Origin of the sequence: Peptoniphilus sp. oral taxon 386 str. F0131, assembly GCF_000090945.1 — a bacterium.
In the GTDB taxonomy this organism is placed as follows: domain Bacteria; phylum Bacillota; class Clostridia; order Tissierellales; family Peptoniphilaceae; genus Anaerosphaera; species Anaerosphaera mikwangii.
Genome location: NZ_GL349422.1, coordinates 676,337 through 692,489, shown reverse-complemented (window position 1 = coordinate 692,489; position 16,153 = coordinate 676,337). Strand labels below are relative to the sequence as shown.

Genomic DNA, 16,153 nt, shown 5'->3' with positions numbered 1-16,153 from the left:
ATCATGTTCTTTACATAGTCGGCGTGTCCCGGACAGTCTACGTGTGCGTAGTGTCTGTTTGCTGTTTCGTATTCTACGTGTGATGTTGAGATTGTGATTCCTCTTTCTCTTTCTTCAGGTGCTTTGTCTATGTGTGCATAGTCTACGAATTCTCCGCCACCGAATTTTTTGCTTAGTACTAATGTTATTGCTGCTGTTAATGTTGTTTTACCGTGGTCTACGTGTCCTATTGTTCCAATGTTTACGTGTGGTTTTGTTCTTTCAAATTTTGCTTTTGCCATTTTAAAAAACCTCCTAAGGAATTAATTTTTATTTTTATCTCCTAATACCTCGTCAGCTATTGACTTTGGTACTTGTTCATAGTGATCAAATTGCATTGAATAATTTGCTCTACCTTGTGTGTTTGAACGAAGTGCTGTTGCATAACCGAACATTTCTGCAAGTGGTACATAAGATGTAACTATTTGAGCTCCACTTACTAATTCCATACCTTCCATTCTTCCACGTCTTGAATTAACATCTCCGATTACATCTCCCATATATTCTTCCGGAGTTGTAATTTCAACTTTCATTGTTGGTTCAAGTAATACAGGTGAACCTTTTGCAAGTGCATCTCTAAGAGCCATAGAGCCTGCTATCTTAAATGCCATTTCTGATGAGTCTACTTCATGGTATGAACCATCATATAGTGTAACTTTTATATCAAGTACTTCATATCCACCAAGTATACCTGATTTTAATGCTTCTTCAATACCTTGTTGAACAGGACCTACATATTCTTTAGGAATTGATCCACCAACAATTGCATTTTCAAATACAAATCCGCTACCCGGTTCAAGTGGTTCTACTTTTATTTTAGCATGACCATATTGTCCACGTCCACCTGATTGACGTACATATTTTCCTTCACCTTCTGCAGGCTTAGTAATTGATTCTCTATAAGATACTTGTGGGTTACCTATATTAGCTTCTACCTTAAATTCTCTTAGCATTCTATCTACGATAATGTCAAGGTGAAGTTCTCCCATTCCTGATATGATTGTTTGACCTGTTTCTTCATCAGTATAAGTTCTAAATGTCGGATCTTCTTCTGAAAGTTTTTGAAGTGCTATCGCCATCTTATCTTGAGATGCTTTTGTCTTCGGTTCAATTGCTACAGATATTACAGGTTCAGGGAATTCCATTTTTTCAAGAATTACTTGACTCTTTTCATCGCAAAGTGTGTCTCCTGTTGTAGTATCTTTTAATCCTACTGCAGCAGCAATTTCTCCTGCATACACTTCTTCAACTTCTTCACGCTTGTTTGCATGCATTAAAAGAATACGACCTATTCTTTCTCTCTTACCTTTTGTTGAATTTAATACGTAAGAACCTGCTGTTAATTTTCCTGAATAAACTCTAAAATATGCAAGTTTTCCTACATATGGGTCTGTTACTATTTTAAATGCTAATGCAGATAGTGGTTCTTCATCTGATGCATGTCTTTCAATTTCTTCTCCTGTATCTACTGATATACCTTTTATTGCAGGAATGTCAGTTGGGGCAGGAAGATAATCTACTATTGCATCAAGAAGTAATTGTACCCCTTTGTTTTTATATGATGAACCGCAAGTTACAGGAGTCATTCCAACTGCAAGAGTTCCTTTTCTGATTGCTTTTTTCAGCTGTTCCTTAGTAATTTCTTCGCCTTCTAAGTAAGCCATCATAAGCTCTTCATCAAATTCAGAAACTTTTTCAATTAAATTATCTCTATACTGTTCTGCAAGTTCTCTATATTCTTCCGGTACTTCTGTTATTTCAATTTCTGTACCGTCTTCATTTTTGTATATTTCAGCAAGCATTTCAACAAGGTCAATCATTCCTATAAAATGATCTTCTGCTCCCATTGGAATTTGAATTGGAACAGGATTACCTTTTAATCTTCTATCAATTGTTTCAACTGATCTGAAGAAATCAGCGCCTGTTATATCCATCTTATTGATATGTGCTATTCTTGGAACACGATATTTATCAGCTTGTCTCCAAACTGTTTCTGATTGAGGTTCTACACCGCTCTTTGCATCAAATAATGCCACTGCACCGTCAAGTACTCTAAGTGATCTTTCTACCTCAACTGTAAAGTCAACGTGTCCCGGAGTATCTATAATGTTTAGTCTATGTCCCTTCCAAAAAGCAGTTGTTGCTGCTGAAGTTATTGTGATACCTCTTTCTTGTTCCTGAGCCATCCAGTCCATTTGAGCTGCACCTTCATGAGTTTCCCCAATTTTGTGAATCTTTCCTGTATAGTAAAGAATACGCTCTGTTGTTGTAGTCTTTCCGGCATCAATATGGGCCATAATACCTAAATTTCTTACTTTATCTAATGGTATTTCTCGAGCCATCGGCTTCCTCCCTTTTTACCATCTATAGTGAGCAAAGGCCTTATTAGCTTCTGCTGTTCTATGCATTTCTTCTTTTCTCTTCACGCTTGCGCCTAACCCGTTAGATGCATCTAAAATTTCTTTAGCAAGTCTTTGATCCATTGTATGTTCTCCTCTTGCTCTTGCAAATTTTACTAACCATCTAAGTCCTAATGTTTGACGTCTTTCAGGTCTAACTTCGATTGGAACTTGATATGTTGCTCCCCCGATTCTTCTACCCTTTACTTCTAATACAGGCATTACATTATTCAATGCCTTATAGAATACCTCTAAAGCTTCTTCTCCAGTTGATTCTTGGATGCTTTCAAGAGCTTTATATACTATTCTTTGAGCTGTTCCTTTTTTTCCATCTAACATTACGTTGTTAATAAGCTTTGTTATAACAACATCTTCATAAACCGGATCAGCCATCACTTCTCTTTTTTGTATATGTCCTTTTCTTGGCATAACTTCCCTCCTTAACTATTTATAGTCGATTCATTGGTACTCGAACTTTTCGTAAGCCAAAAATCTATATAAAAGTATTAAAAATCAAATTACTTCTTTGGTCTCTTAGTACCATATTTAGATCTTGCTTGTCTTCTTGTGTCAACACCTGCTGTATCAAGAGTTCCTCTAATAATGTGATATCTAACCCCCGGTAAGTCCTTTACTCTTCCACCACGAATTAATACAACACTATGCTCTTGAAGATTGTGTCCGATTCCCGGAATATAAGCCATTACTTCGTATCCGTTTGTTAAACGAACTCTAGCTACCTTTCTCAATGCAGAGTTAGGTTTCTTAGGTGTTACTGTTCTTACAGCTACACATACCCCTCTCTTTTGTGGAGAGTTTACCTCTGTTTCTACTTTTCTAAGTGAATCGTAGTTTACATCAAGTGCCGGTGATTTTGACTTTGTTTCAACCTTTTTTCTACCATTTCTAACCAATTGGTTTATAGTTGGCATTAAGGCACCTCCTTGTTTAAATTTTATATTAATATTGCCTTTATGGCATTAATACCTATACCAACAGTTCTAATCTAAATTAATTTTTAACTTTCAATTAAGAACATCTAAAATAACACACCACTAAGACTATCCATATAGATAGTCTTAGATAATTACTAAAATACCTAATAAGTATATCACTGAGTAAGTCTTAAGTCAACTTTATTTATCCGATAATTCTCTGTTTTTGTATGTAACATTTCAATAAATTTGAAATCAAAAATAAAAAATATATATGAATAATATTATACAAACTCAAATATATTTACAACATGACTTGTAAACCAGTCTTACACAATAAAAATATAAAAGATCCGTCGGATTTCTCCGACAGATCTTTTATATTATTCAACTTCTTCAAACTCACTTTCATCAAGTAATTCTGAATTTTCAAGCAGTTTAAAGTTTTCTTTAAGTTTTTCCGAAATTCCTATTTGCACTGTTCTGTTTTGTCTTGCTCCGGTACCCGCAGGGATTAATTGTCCAATTATGATATTTTCTTTTAATCCGTTTAACATATCTTGCTTTCCTTTTATTGCCGCATCCGTAAGCACTCTTGTTGTTTCTTGGAATGATGCAGCTGATAGGAATGAGTCAGTTGCAAGTGATGCTTTCGTGATACCGAGTAGATTTACTTCTCCTGTTGCAGGTTGAAGCCCCTTATCTATCATTTCTTTATTTGTATTTTTAAATTCATTTGCTTCTACAAGTGAACCTGGTAAGAACATTGTATCACCGGGATCTTCAATCTTATATTTAGAAAGCATTTGTTTTACAATTATTTCTATATGCTTATCGTTAATATCTACCCCTTGAAGTCTATAAACTCTTTGAACTTCTTTTACAATATATTCCTCAACACCTTTAGCGCCTTTTACACGAAGTAAATCTTGAGGATATACCGAACCTTGAGTAAGTTCATCGCCCTTTTGAACATAGTCTCCGTTTTTAACTTTAATTCTTGCTCCGTAAACTATATTATAGCTTTGTCTTTCTCCGTTCTCAGAAGTTACTATGACTTCACGTTTTCTATTCTGTTCTTTAATTTCTACTGTACCTTCAATTTCAGATATTACTGCAAGTCCCTTAGGTTTTCTTGCCTCGAAAAGCTCTTCTACACGAGGAAGACCTTGAGTTATATCCGCTGCCGATGCTACACCGCCTGTATGGAATGTACGCATTGTAAGCTGAGTACCGGGCTCTCCTATTGATTGAGCCGCTATTACACCTACCGCTTCTCCAATTCCAACCTTAGAACCTGTTGCAAGATTTCTACCATAGCAATGAGCGCACACGCCTGTTTTACATTTACATCCAAGTACTGTACGAACTTTAACTTCTTTTATTCCGGCAGCTACTATTTTATCTGCATCATCATCTGTAATTTCGGTATTGGCATGAACAATTATTTCATTTGTTTGCGGATCAATTACATCTTCAAATGAATATCTTCCTTCAATTCTGTCTTTTAACCCTTCAATTAATTCCTTGCCGTCCGTAAAATCTTTTGCTACTAAATATTCATCCGTACCGCAATCTTCTTCTTTTATTATTACTTGTTGTGATACATCTACAAGTCTTCTTGTCAAATAACCTGAGTCTGCTGTTCTAAGCGCTGTATCTGCAAGTCCTTTACGTGAACCGTGGGCAGACATATAAAACTCAAGTACTGAAAGCCCTTCTCTAAAGTTTGACTTTATAGGAACTTCTATTGTTCTTCCTGACGGAGATGCCATAAGTCCACGCATTCCGGCAAGTTGTCTAATTTGGTTTTTAGAACCTCTGGCTCCTGAGTCAGCCATTATATAAATATTATTAAGAGAATCAAAACCGTTCATAACTTCATCTGTAAGCTCATCAGTTGCATTATTCCAGATTTCAATTACCTTTTCATATCTTTCTTCATCCGATATTAAACCTCTTCTATAAGCTTTTTCATACTTTTGTACTTCTTTATCAGCTTTTGCTAAAATTTCAGGTTTAATGTCAGGAACTTCTACGTCTCCCATGGAAATGGAAATTGCTCCTATTGTTGAATAGTGATATCCTGTTGCTTTTATATTATCAAGCAGTTTTGCAGTCTCTATATTTCCATGTTTTTTATAGGTTTTTTCAATTATTACACCTAATAATTTTTTATCTATTACTCTATCTATTTCAAGAGAATATTTATCTACATTTCTATCTACAAAACCTAAATTTTGAGGAATAAATGAATTTATTATAAATCTTCCGACAGTAGAGTTTACAATTTTACCGCTTCTATCATTTTCATCTGCATATTTTCTAACGCCTACATGAGATTGTAAATGAAGATACCCACTTAAATAAGCGTGCATCATTTCATCAAAATCTTTAAAGATCATTCCGTCACCTTTTAAGTGATCTTTTCTATCAAGTGTTAGATAATAGCAACCCAAAATCATATCCTGTGTTGGAGTTGTAATAGGTTTACCATCTTTTAATGCAAGAATATTATTAGTAGAAAGCATTAGAAGTCTTGCTTCTGCTTGAGCCTCCATTGACAACGGAAGATGGACAGCCATTTGGTCCCCGTCAAAATCCGCATTATATGCAGTACATGAAAGTGGATGAAGTTTTATGGCTTTTCCCTCTACAAGTACAGGCTCAAATGCTTGAATTCCAAGTCTATGCAATGTAGGAGCACGATTTAAAAGTACAGGATGATCCTTTATTACTTCTTCAAGTACATCCCAAACCTCCGGACGCATTCTCTCTACCATTCTCTTTGCACTCTTAATATTATGTGCAAACCCGCCTGCAACAAGTTCTCTCATTACAAAAGGCTTAAATAGTTCAAGTGCCATATTTTTTGGAAGACCGCATTGATAAAATTTAAGTTCAGGTCCTACTACAATTACTGAACGCCCTGAATAATCAACACGCTTTCCAAGAAGATTTTGTCTAAAACGTCCTTGTTTACCTTTTAGCATCTCAGAAAGTGATTTCAAAGGTCTATTCCCCGGTCCTGTTACAGGTCTGCCTCTGCGACCGTTATCTATTAAAGCGTCTACCGCTTCCTGTAACATTCTTTTTTCATTTCTTACAATTATGTCAGGTGCATTTATGTCTAACAGCTTTCTAAGTCTGTTATTTCTGTTTATTATTCTTCTGTATAAATCATTTAAGTCTGATGTTGCAAATCTTCCTCCGTCCAATTGAACCATAGGTCTGATATCCGGCGGAATAACCGGAATTGCCTCAAGTATCATCCATTCAGGCTTATTGTTTGATTTTATAAAAGCTTCAATGACTTCAAGTCTTCTTGAAATTCTAACCTTTTTTTGTCCTGTAGATCTTTCAAGTTCTTCTGTAAGTGCCTTAGATTCAGCATCTAAATCTATTTTTTGCAAAAGTTCTTTTATTGCTTCAGCACCCATCTTAGCCTTAAATTTATCTCCATATTGAGCTCTATATTCTCTATACTCAGTTTCACTTAAAAGTTGCTTTAAATAAAGAGCTGTTTCGCCGGGCTCAACATATGTTACAACATAAGATGCAAAATACAATACCTTTTCAAGAGCCCTTGGACTCATGTCAAGTACAAGCCCCATTCTTGATGGTATTCCCTTAAAGTACCATATATGAGAAACAGGTGCAGCAAGCTCGATGTGTCCCATTCTCTCACGACGCACCTTAGCCTTTGTTACTTCTACTCCACACTTCTCACATACTACTCCCTTATATCTAACTCTCTTATACTTTCCACAATTACATTCCCAGTCCTTCGTAGGCCCGAATATTTTTTCGCAGAAAAGTCCATCTTTTTCAGGTTTAAGAGTTCTATAATTTATAGTTTCAGGTTTTTTTACTTCTCCATAAGACCATTCTCTGATCTTTTCAGGAGATGCAAGACCGATTTTTATTGAATGAAATAATTCATGTTCGCTCAAGGAGCACACTCTCCTTTCCTTGATAACTTATTACTACTCATAATCAGGCTCATTTTCAAAGGAACTTAAATCTTCCTCAAAAGTGCCCTCAAATTCATCTTCTTCATCTTCAATATCATCATCATAATTAACATCTTCATCATGAGACATTTTTCTGACAGCTCCCTGTGTAGGCGCTTGATTGTTTTCAATTAATTCTTTTACTTCATCAGAATCATTTCCGATAGTATCAATCTTATCTAAATCATCATCGTCAACTTGAAGGTCCACTTCATTTCCCTCATCATCAAGTACCTTAATTTCAAGAGCAAGAGATTCCAGTTCCTTAATTAAAACCTTAAAGGATTCCGGAATTCCCGGTTGAGGAATATTTTCTCCCTTAACAATTGATTCATAAGTCTTAACTCTTCCTACTATATCATCACTCTTAACTGTAAGCATTTCTTGAAGAGTATAGCTTGCTCCATATGCTTCAAGAGCCCAAACTTCCATCTCTCCAAATCTTTGTCCTCCAAACTGTGCCTTTCCTCCAAGAGGTTGTTGAGTCACAAGAGAATAAGGTCCTGTACTTCTTGCGTGAATTTTTTCATCAACAAGATGGTGAAGTTTTAACATATACATATATCCCACTGTTACCGGATGATCAAATTCTTCCCCGGTTCTTCCATCTCTAAGTTGAATTTTTCCATCAATAGGGTAACCCGCAAGGTCAAGCGCATCTGTTATATCTTTTTCATTTGCACCGTCAAATACAGGTGTTGCAACATGCCAACCCAATTTTTTTGCTGCAAGTCCAAGGTGAACCTCAAGTACTTGTCCGAGATTCATACGAGAAGGTACTCCAAGAGGATTTAGTACAATTTGAATTGGTGTTCCATCAGGCATATAAGGCATATCTTCTTTAGGAAGAACTCTTGAAATAACACCCTTATTTCCGTGTCTACCGCACATCTTATCCCCAACTTGGATTTTTCTCTTTGTAGCTACAAAAACTCTTACCATTTCATTTACTCCGGGTTGAAGTTCATCTCCACCCTTTCTTGTAAATGTCTTTACATCCACTACAATTCCGGATTCTCCATGAGGTAATCTAAGAGATGTATCTCTTACTTCTCTCGCTTTTTCTCCAAATATTGCACGAAGTAGTCTTTCTTCTGCAGAAAGTTCAGTTTCTCCTTTAGGAGTAACCTTTCCAACTAATATATTTCCCGGATTTACTTCTGCTCCGATTCGGATAATTCCACGCTCATCAAGATCTCTCAGCATGTCATCTCCAACATTAGGTATATCTCTTGTTATTTCTTCCGGTCCAAGCTTTGTATCTCTTGCTTCCGATTCATATTCTTCAATATGAAGAGATGTAAGAGTATCTTTTATTACAAGTTCTTGATTTACAAGTATCGCATCTTCATAGTTGTAACCTTCCCAGTTCATAAATGCAATCAGTATGTTTTTACCAAGAGCCATTTCTCCCTGATCTGTACTAGGTCCGTCGGCAATTATTTCGCCTTTTTTCACCATTTGGCCTTTTTCTACAATAGGTCTTTGATTAATAGTAGTACCTTGGTTACCACCTACAAATTTGTGCAATTTATATTTATCAACCACTCCATCCCCACTTCTCTTTAAATGGATTTCTGTGGCATCAACTTTTACTATTTCTCCATCATCAGTAGCTACAATTACTACTCCTGAGTCTTTTGCCGCTCTATATTCAATTCCCGTACCGATTATAGGTGCTTCAGTAGTTAATAGAGGAACTGCCTGACGCTGCATATTTGCTCCCATTAATGCTCTATTGGCGTCATCATTTTCAAGAAACGGAATCATAGCTGTACCAACCGCAACAATTTGTTGAGGAGATACGTCCATACATGTTACGCTCTTTGCATCATAAATATCTACTATTCCCTCATGTCCTCTGGCAACTACTCTGTCATTAATAAATTTTCCATTCTCATCAAGAGGCTCATTTGACTGAGCAATTATTTGCTCATATTCTACATCAGCTGTTATATACTCTATTTCATTAGTTACTATCCCCTCGCCAAGCTTTACTTTTCTGTAAGGGGCTTCTATAAAACCGTACTCATTAATTCTCGCATAGGTTGTAAGTGAAGTTATCAGTCCTATATTTGGTCCTTCTGGGGTTTCGATAGGACACATTCTTCCGTAGTGTGAATTATGGACGTCACGCACTTCAAATCCTGCTCTATCTCTACTTAACCCGCCAGGTCCAAGTGCAGATAACCTTCTTTTGTGTGTTAATTCTGATAGAGGGTTGTTTTGATCCATAAATTGTGACAACTGCGATGACCCAAAAAATTCTTTGATTGCAGCTGTTACAGGTCTTATATTTATCAGCGATTGAGGAGTTGTTGCATCTGAATCCTGAATTGTCATTCTCTCACGGATAACTCTTTCCATTCTTGAGATACCAATTCTAAATTGATTTTGCAAAAGCTCTCCTACACTTCTTATTCTTCTATTTCCAAGATGATCAATGTCATCTACAACGCCTACTCCTTCAAAAAGTCCGAATTCATAGCTTACAGCAGCAATAATATCATCAACTATAATGTGTTTAGGACTTAAAAGATTAATATTCTTTTTAAGTTCATTCTTTAAAGTTTCTACGTCTTCTGAATTTTCTTCAACTATTTGTTTAAAAAGAGGATAATAAATTTTTTCTCTATATCCAAGCTCTCTTAAGTCGAAAGGTAATTCAAAATCATCCGCATATGCAAAATTATTTCCTATAACTATTACGTCTCTATCAGCTTCTCCATCATGTTGAGATTTAATTGTAACAGTCAATCTGTTAATTCCACATCTTTCAATAGCAGATGCCATTTCTTCATTTATAAGTTCTCCTTCAGATACAAGAATTTCTCCGGTTTCAGGATTTACTATATCCTCACTTGCATAGTGATTTAAAATCCTTGCAGAAATTCCAAGTTTCTTATTGAACTTATATCTTCCTACATGAGCAAGATCATATCTTCTATTATCAAAAAACATATTTTCAAATAAAGACTTAGCTGAATCTATTGTAGGAGGCTCACCGGGTCTTAACTTTTTATAAATTTCAAGTAAAGCTTCATTCTTGTTTGAAGTTGTATCTTTTTCAAATGTCTTTAAAAGACTTTCACTTTCACCAAGCATTTGCTTGATTTCAAGATTTGATTCAATACCTATAGCTCTAAGAAGTATTGTTACAGGAATTTTTCTTGTTCTGTCAATTCTAACATTTACTACACCTTGAGCATCCGTTTCAAACTCAATCCAAGCTCCACGATTCGGTATTAAAGTTGAAGAATATAATTTTTTTCCGGTTTTATCCGTTTCAACCTTATAATACGCACCAGGACTTCTAACAAGCTGAGATACTACAACACGTTCCGCTCCATTTATTATGAAAGTTCCGTTAGGAGTCATCAAAGGAATATCTCCCATAAAAACTTCCTGCTCCTTCACTTCCCCGGTTTCGGTATTAATAAGCCTTACCTTAACCTTAAGCGGTGCACAGTAATTTGTATCCCTTTGTTTGGATTCGTCAATATCATATTTAATCTCGTCGGAAATATAATAATCAACAAATTCCAAAATCAAATTTCCCGAATAATCTTCAATTGGAGATACATCGTCAAAAACCTCTTTCAATCCTTCTTTTAAAAGCCATTCAAAAGAATCTGTCTGCACTTCAATAAGGTTTGGAAGACTTAGTACCTCGTCTATTCGAGAAAAACTCATTCTTTCTCTCTTCCCATATTTCACAGGATGTACCATTAAATTATTCACCCCTCAAATTCTATCGCAGATTAAACTGCTACCTAATTTAGAGAACACTACGCCACTCTAATTATTATTATGCAATTTATTATATTACCATTTTCATAGCATTTTTGCAAGGTTTTAACAAAACTTTATTGATATTTTTTTAATTTCATAAAAGTTCTATCGATTCAGAAATATAATAGAGATAATTTTCATTTTCACACCATTGTTTTATTTTATTTTTAATGTTTTTATCTGTGCTGTATTCCAAAACATATACTTTCATACCAAAATTTTTACATATTGACAAATATTCTTTAAAATAATTTATTTCTTCTATATTATTTCTCTCGCAAAGTCTATCATTTTCAAAATCTATTGATGTTAATACACACTCTTGATTTACTCCGTCAACTATTTTATAAATCTCATCACTTTTAACAGCCTCTCTCATAAAACTGTCGCCTCCGTTTATTATTATCGGAAGACCGAGTTTATTTAATTCATATAAAATATTTAAAATACCTTCATATATTTCGGAACTCGGATATTCATACCACACATCTATATTATCTACAAAAAAACCGTCTATCTTCTTGTCAATATAGCTTCCGGCAATATCTTCTATTATAAATTTTTTCCATCTGCTGTCAGAAACATCTATCCACCTTTCTTCACTCCAATTTTCATAGTTTCCCATTGTAATAGACTTGAATTCATCATAATATGGTCTGAAACTTTCGATAGAACCTATATTTAAATAACTATACACCCTCTGTCCGTTAGAATGAATTTTTGCAATATCCGTATCTGAAAAATTACTCGCATCAACAACAATAAGTTCATAATTCTTCATTTTCTCTATTGAATCAGGTCCTGCTCCTATAAAAACTCCATATGGTTTCTTACTGTTTTCATCAATATTGCATGCGCTAAAAAATAAAATACTAAATATCATGATTATAGATAAAATTTTTACTTCAGTTTTATTTCTCATACTATCACCATCCTCAACTAATAGATTCTATAAAATAATTTTACATCATTGAATCAATTTTTTTAAGTTAATTTAACATATTAAATACTCGGTTAATATGTTAAAATAAGTTTGGGAGGTCATTATGGCAAATTTATATACACACAATAAATTCGGACTGATGCTTAGAGATAACTTAAGAGAAGATTTAAAAGAAATTGCATACAAATATGAAGCGGAATATTTAATCGGTCAACAAGGTCCTGATCCTTTTTATTTTAATACAAGTTTTATAATTCATAAAATTAAACTTGCAAATGAAATTCATTCTAAATCTTTTATTGATTTTTTAAATAGAAATAAAAATCTTATAATGAACGAAAAAATAGATTCCCCTGTAAGTGCATATTTTTTGGGTTCAATATGTCATTTTATACTGGACAGTAAAATTCATCCTGATGTAAATGCACTTATAACATCTGATTATTCACATTGTGATATTGAATATGAACTCGACAGATATTTTTTAATTGCAGATGATTCTGATCCTAAAAGATTTAAAGAATATAATTTAATCCCAAATACAAATGCAATTTGCAAAAATATATATCCACTCTATGAAAGCTACAATGTCAGCTTTAACGATGTAAAAAATTCCCTAAGCGGCTTTAGAAGTTGGAAAAAATTTTTCCATTGTGAAAGTAAAATTAAGGAGAACTTTCTATTATCATTAATGGATTTACTTGGAGTTAAAAAAGATTACAGCGGTCAAATACTAAGAGCTGTTCCCTTTAAAGAATCTAAACACTCAAACGAAGTTTTATCCGATATTTTTTATAGTTCACTTAAATCAGCTCCAAAACTTATTGACAACATATTTAATGTAATATTTGAAGATGACCTGCCGGCAAAAGATTTTTATATTAATTATGAGGGGGAAGTATGAAAAAATTAACACCGCTTGAAAAAAAGTGGATATTTTATGATGTAGGTAACAGCGCTTTTATATTGCTGTCTACAACTATGATTCCTATTGTATTTAACAATCTTGCAGAGAAATTCCTTGATGCGGCTACATACCTTGCATATTGGGGGTACGGTATAACAATATCTACGATTGTGGTTGCAATTTTAGGTCCTGTTTTAGGTGCAATAGCAGATAATAAAGGAAGAAAAAATCTATTATTTTCAATATTTGTTATGTTTGGAGTAATATCTCTAAGCTTAATGCCGTTTTCTAAAAATTATATGCTCTTTTTAGTTCTATATGTCATAACAAAAATAGGTTATAACGGCTCATTGATATTTTATGACAGTATGCTACCGGATGTTACAACGGATGAAAATATGGATAAAGTTTCTTCGTACGGTTTCGCATGGGGATATATCGGAAGCTGCGTTCCTTTTATAATCTCAATCGCAATAATATTCGGCAAAGACAAACTGCATTTAAGTATGTCAAATGCAATTATAATTTCTTTCTTATTAAACGCAGTATGGTGGCTTGCATTTTCGCTTCCTCTTATTAAAAGCTATAAGCAAGTTCACTTTTTAGATACCGGCGTTGTAGGGATTAAAGAAGTGTATTCAAGACTGTTATTTACGCTTAAAGAAATCTTTGTAGATAAAAAAGTATTTTTGTTCCTGCTTTCTTTCTTATTCTACATTGACGGAGTATACACAATAATAAATATGGCAACAGCTTACGGAAAATCTCTCGGATTATCGTCAAACGGATTAATACTTGCACTGCTTGTTACACAACTTGTAGCTTTTCCGTGTGCAATATGGTTTGCTCATATTTCTAAAAAATACTCAACAGATAAGCTTCTTAAAATTTGTATAATAGCTTATGGACTTATAGCCCTATATGCAATACAACTTGACCAATTATATGAATTTTGGATACTGGCAGTTGCAGTAGGTATGTTCCAAGGTGCTATACAAGCCCTATCACGTTCATACTATGTAAGAATAATACCTGCTGAAAGATCCGGAGAATACTTTGGAATCTATGATATATGCGGTAAGGGAGCATCTGTTTTCGGAACTCTTTTAATTTCGATTGTATCTCAAATAACCGGACAACAAAATAAAGCAATATCACTTTTACTAATACTTTTTGTAATAGGATACTTCATATTTGATAAAGCTTCAAAAGTTAAACAATAAATGAAAAAGACTACAATAATATGTAGTCTTTTATTTATTAAACCGAATTTATAATCAAAATAAAATTCTTATTTTTTCCAATTTCTTTATAATTTATAAAATAATAACTATCAGTTATTCATTAAATTTTTAACTGCTTTTATAAGATGTTTTGCAAGTACATGTGTTGTTATCGAACCTACTCCTCCGGGCACAGGTGTAATTGCAAAGACTATTTCAGATACTTCATTAAAATTTACATCCCCGCACAATTTATTATTTTCATCAAGATTTATTCCAACATCAATTACAACAGTTTTTGATGATATATGTTCTTTCCCTATTAAGTTTCTAACTCCGGCTGCAGAAATTAAAACATCGGCATCTTTACATTCCGAAACTAAATCTCTCGTAAATTCATTGCAACTTACAACTGTGGCATCCTTCGCCATCATAAGAAGTGAAAGGGGTTTTCCTACAACTTTGCCGCAACCAACTATTACAACTTTTTTACCCCTGAGCTCATAATTAATACTTTCTAAAATTTCCATTACAGCTTGTGGAGTACATGGTGCAAAAAACTTTTCATTTCCAAGATAAATTCCCGCAAGATTCATCGGACTTATTCCATCAACATCTTTAAGCGGATTTATTATCCTCTCTACTAAAGAATCATCTAAATGATCAGGAAGAGGACGCATAAGTAAAATTCCGTGAACACTTTCATCATCATTTATCCTCTTAAAGTTTTCTATAAATTCATCTTGTGTAATCTCCATCGGAAAAGCTTCTATAACACATTTTATTCCGAATTCAGATAATTTTTTAACAGCACCCCTTTGATATGCAAGATCTGCAGCTTTTTCTCCTACTCTTATAATTGTAATGCAAGGTATTATTCCCATTAACTCATCTATGGAATCATTTATATCCACTGTAAGTTTTTTTGCAATTTCAGCTCCTCTTATAATCATAATTTCCTCCTATTCTACTATAGTAAGTTTCTTAGGATAGTTGTTTAAAACCTTACAGCCGTCTTCCGTTACAAGAACTAAATCCTCAATCCTAACGCCAACAACACCCGGAATATAAATTCCCGGCTCTATAGAAAATATATTTCCAACCTCCGCCACCTTAGTATTGGCAGAAGAAATATCTCCCTTATCATGAGTTTCAAGACCTATAAAATGTCCTGTTCTATGTGTAAAATATTCGCCATAGCCTGCATTTTCTATTACATCTCTTGTAGCTTTATCTATATCGCAAAATCTAACTCCGGGTTTTACTTTTGCAATACCTGCAAGATTTGCCGCAAGAACAGTTTCATAAACTTCTTTAGCTTTTTCACTTACATTTTTATAAAAAAATGTTCTTGTCATATCGGAACAATATCCATCAAGTAAACATCCCATATCTACTACAATACAATCTCCTTCTTTTTTTAGAGAGTTGTCATTTTCATGATGCGGATCAGAAGCATTGACCCCATAAGCTATTATAGGTTCAAAGCTGAAGGAATTGGACCCTAAACTTTCATATGCAGTTAAAAGATACTTTGCCATTTCTTCCTCACTTAAATTTTCCGAAAGTTTTCTTTTCATCATATCCATAGCCGCATCATTTACTTCAGAGGCCTTTATCATCTTTTCAATTTCATCTTTATCCTTGACCCCTCTTAAATCATCTACAATATATGATCCTTCAACGAAATCAATCTCATTGCAGTTTTGCATAAGAGGTAATAAAAATCTTGCCGGCATATTCTTATCCACACCGACAACACCCGATAAATTACAAGCTATCATATCAAAAGGATTTTCAGAGTCAGAATACCAAATAATTTCAGGTTCTGAATCATCACTTGCAGGAAATAATCTATTTAAAAATAATTTCATATTTCCATTTGCATCTATTAAAAGCATA

At 34.1% G+C, this 16,153-nt stretch carries 11 protein-coding genes; 2 read left to right on the top strand and 9 right to left on the bottom strand.

Going from position 1 to position 16,153, the window contains the following annotated elements; all coding sequences use genetic code 11:
* From HMPREF0629_RS03290 to HMPREF0629_RS03260, 7 genes are all read right to left on the bottom strand, one after another.
* Positions 1-281 (bottom strand): GTP-binding protein (locus HMPREF0629_RS03290; protein ID WP_009221951.1); only part of this gene is annotated, 281 nt, incomplete at its 3' end.
* Between the two features lie 21 nt (positions 282-302).
* Complete coding sequence (fusA, locus tag HMPREF0629_RS03285; RefSeq protein WP_009221950.1) at positions 303-2,381, bottom strand: elongation factor G; 2,079 nt, start codon at positions 2,379-2,381, stop codon at positions 303-305.
* 15 nt (positions 2,382-2,396) lie between these two features.
* Complete coding sequence (gene rpsG, locus HMPREF0629_RS03280; RefSeq protein ID WP_009221949.1) at positions 2,397-2,867, bottom strand: 30S ribosomal protein S7; 471 nt, start codon at positions 2,865-2,867, stop codon at positions 2,397-2,399.
* Positions 2,868-2,956: 89 nt separating this feature from the next.
* Entirely contained in the window at positions 2,957-3,370 is a 414-nt protein-coding gene (rpsL, locus tag HMPREF0629_RS03275) for a 30S ribosomal protein S12 (protein ID WP_009221948.1), read from the bottom strand.
* Positions 3,371-3,756: 386 nt separating this feature from the next.
* Positions 3,757-7,326 carry a DNA-directed RNA polymerase subunit beta' gene (rpoC, locus tag HMPREF0629_RS03270; protein WP_009221947.1) on the bottom strand — a complete coding sequence of 1,190 codons (3,570 nt, stop codon included), beginning with the start codon at positions 7,324-7,326 and terminating at the stop codon, positions 3,757-3,759.
* Between the two features lie 33 nt (positions 7,327-7,359).
* Positions 7,360-11,115 carry a DNA-directed RNA polymerase subunit beta gene (locus HMPREF0629_RS03265; protein ID WP_009221946.1) on the bottom strand — a complete coding sequence of 1,252 codons (3,756 nt, stop codon included), beginning with the start codon at positions 11,113-11,115 and terminating at the stop codon, positions 7,360-7,362.
* A gap of 157 nt (positions 11,116-11,272) precedes the next feature.
* A complete protein-coding gene (locus tag HMPREF0629_RS03260) occupies positions 11,273-12,100 on the bottom strand; it encodes an endo alpha-1,4 polygalactosaminidase (RefSeq protein ID WP_009221945.1) in 828 nt (275 codons plus the stop codon).
* A gap of 124 nt (positions 12,101-12,224) precedes the next feature.
* Between HMPREF0629_RS03260 and HMPREF0629_RS03255 the strand changes: the two genes are divergently transcribed.
* Both HMPREF0629_RS03255 and HMPREF0629_RS03250 read left to right on the top strand, forming a co-directional pair.
* Positions 12,225-13,025, top strand: a complete 801-nt coding sequence (locus HMPREF0629_RS03255; protein WP_039856541.1) for a zinc dependent phospholipase C family protein — start codon at positions 12,225-12,227, stop codon at positions 13,023-13,025.
* Positions 13,022-14,251, top strand: coding sequence for an MFS transporter (locus tag HMPREF0629_RS03250; protein ID WP_039856540.1), 1,230 nt, complete (start codon positions 13,022-13,024; stop codon positions 14,249-14,251). Before HMPREF0629_RS03255 ends, HMPREF0629_RS03250 begins: the two co-directional genes overlap by 4 nt.
* A 110-nt stretch (positions 14,252-14,361) precedes the next feature.
* Here HMPREF0629_RS03250 and HMPREF0629_RS03245 read toward each other — a convergent pair whose 3' ends face one another.
* Both HMPREF0629_RS03245 and HMPREF0629_RS03240 read right to left on the bottom strand, forming a co-directional pair.
* Positions 14,362-15,204 carry a bifunctional 5,10-methylenetetrahydrofolate dehydrogenase/5,10-methenyltetrahydrofolate cyclohydrolase gene (locus HMPREF0629_RS03245; protein WP_009221943.1) on the bottom strand — a complete coding sequence of 281 codons (843 nt, stop codon included), beginning with the start codon at positions 15,202-15,204 and terminating at the stop codon, positions 14,362-14,364.
* 9 nt (positions 15,205-15,213) lie between these two features.
* A partial coding sequence (locus HMPREF0629_RS03240; protein ID WP_009221942.1) for a Xaa-Pro peptidase family protein occupies positions 15,214-16,153 on the bottom strand: 940 nt, incomplete at its 5' end.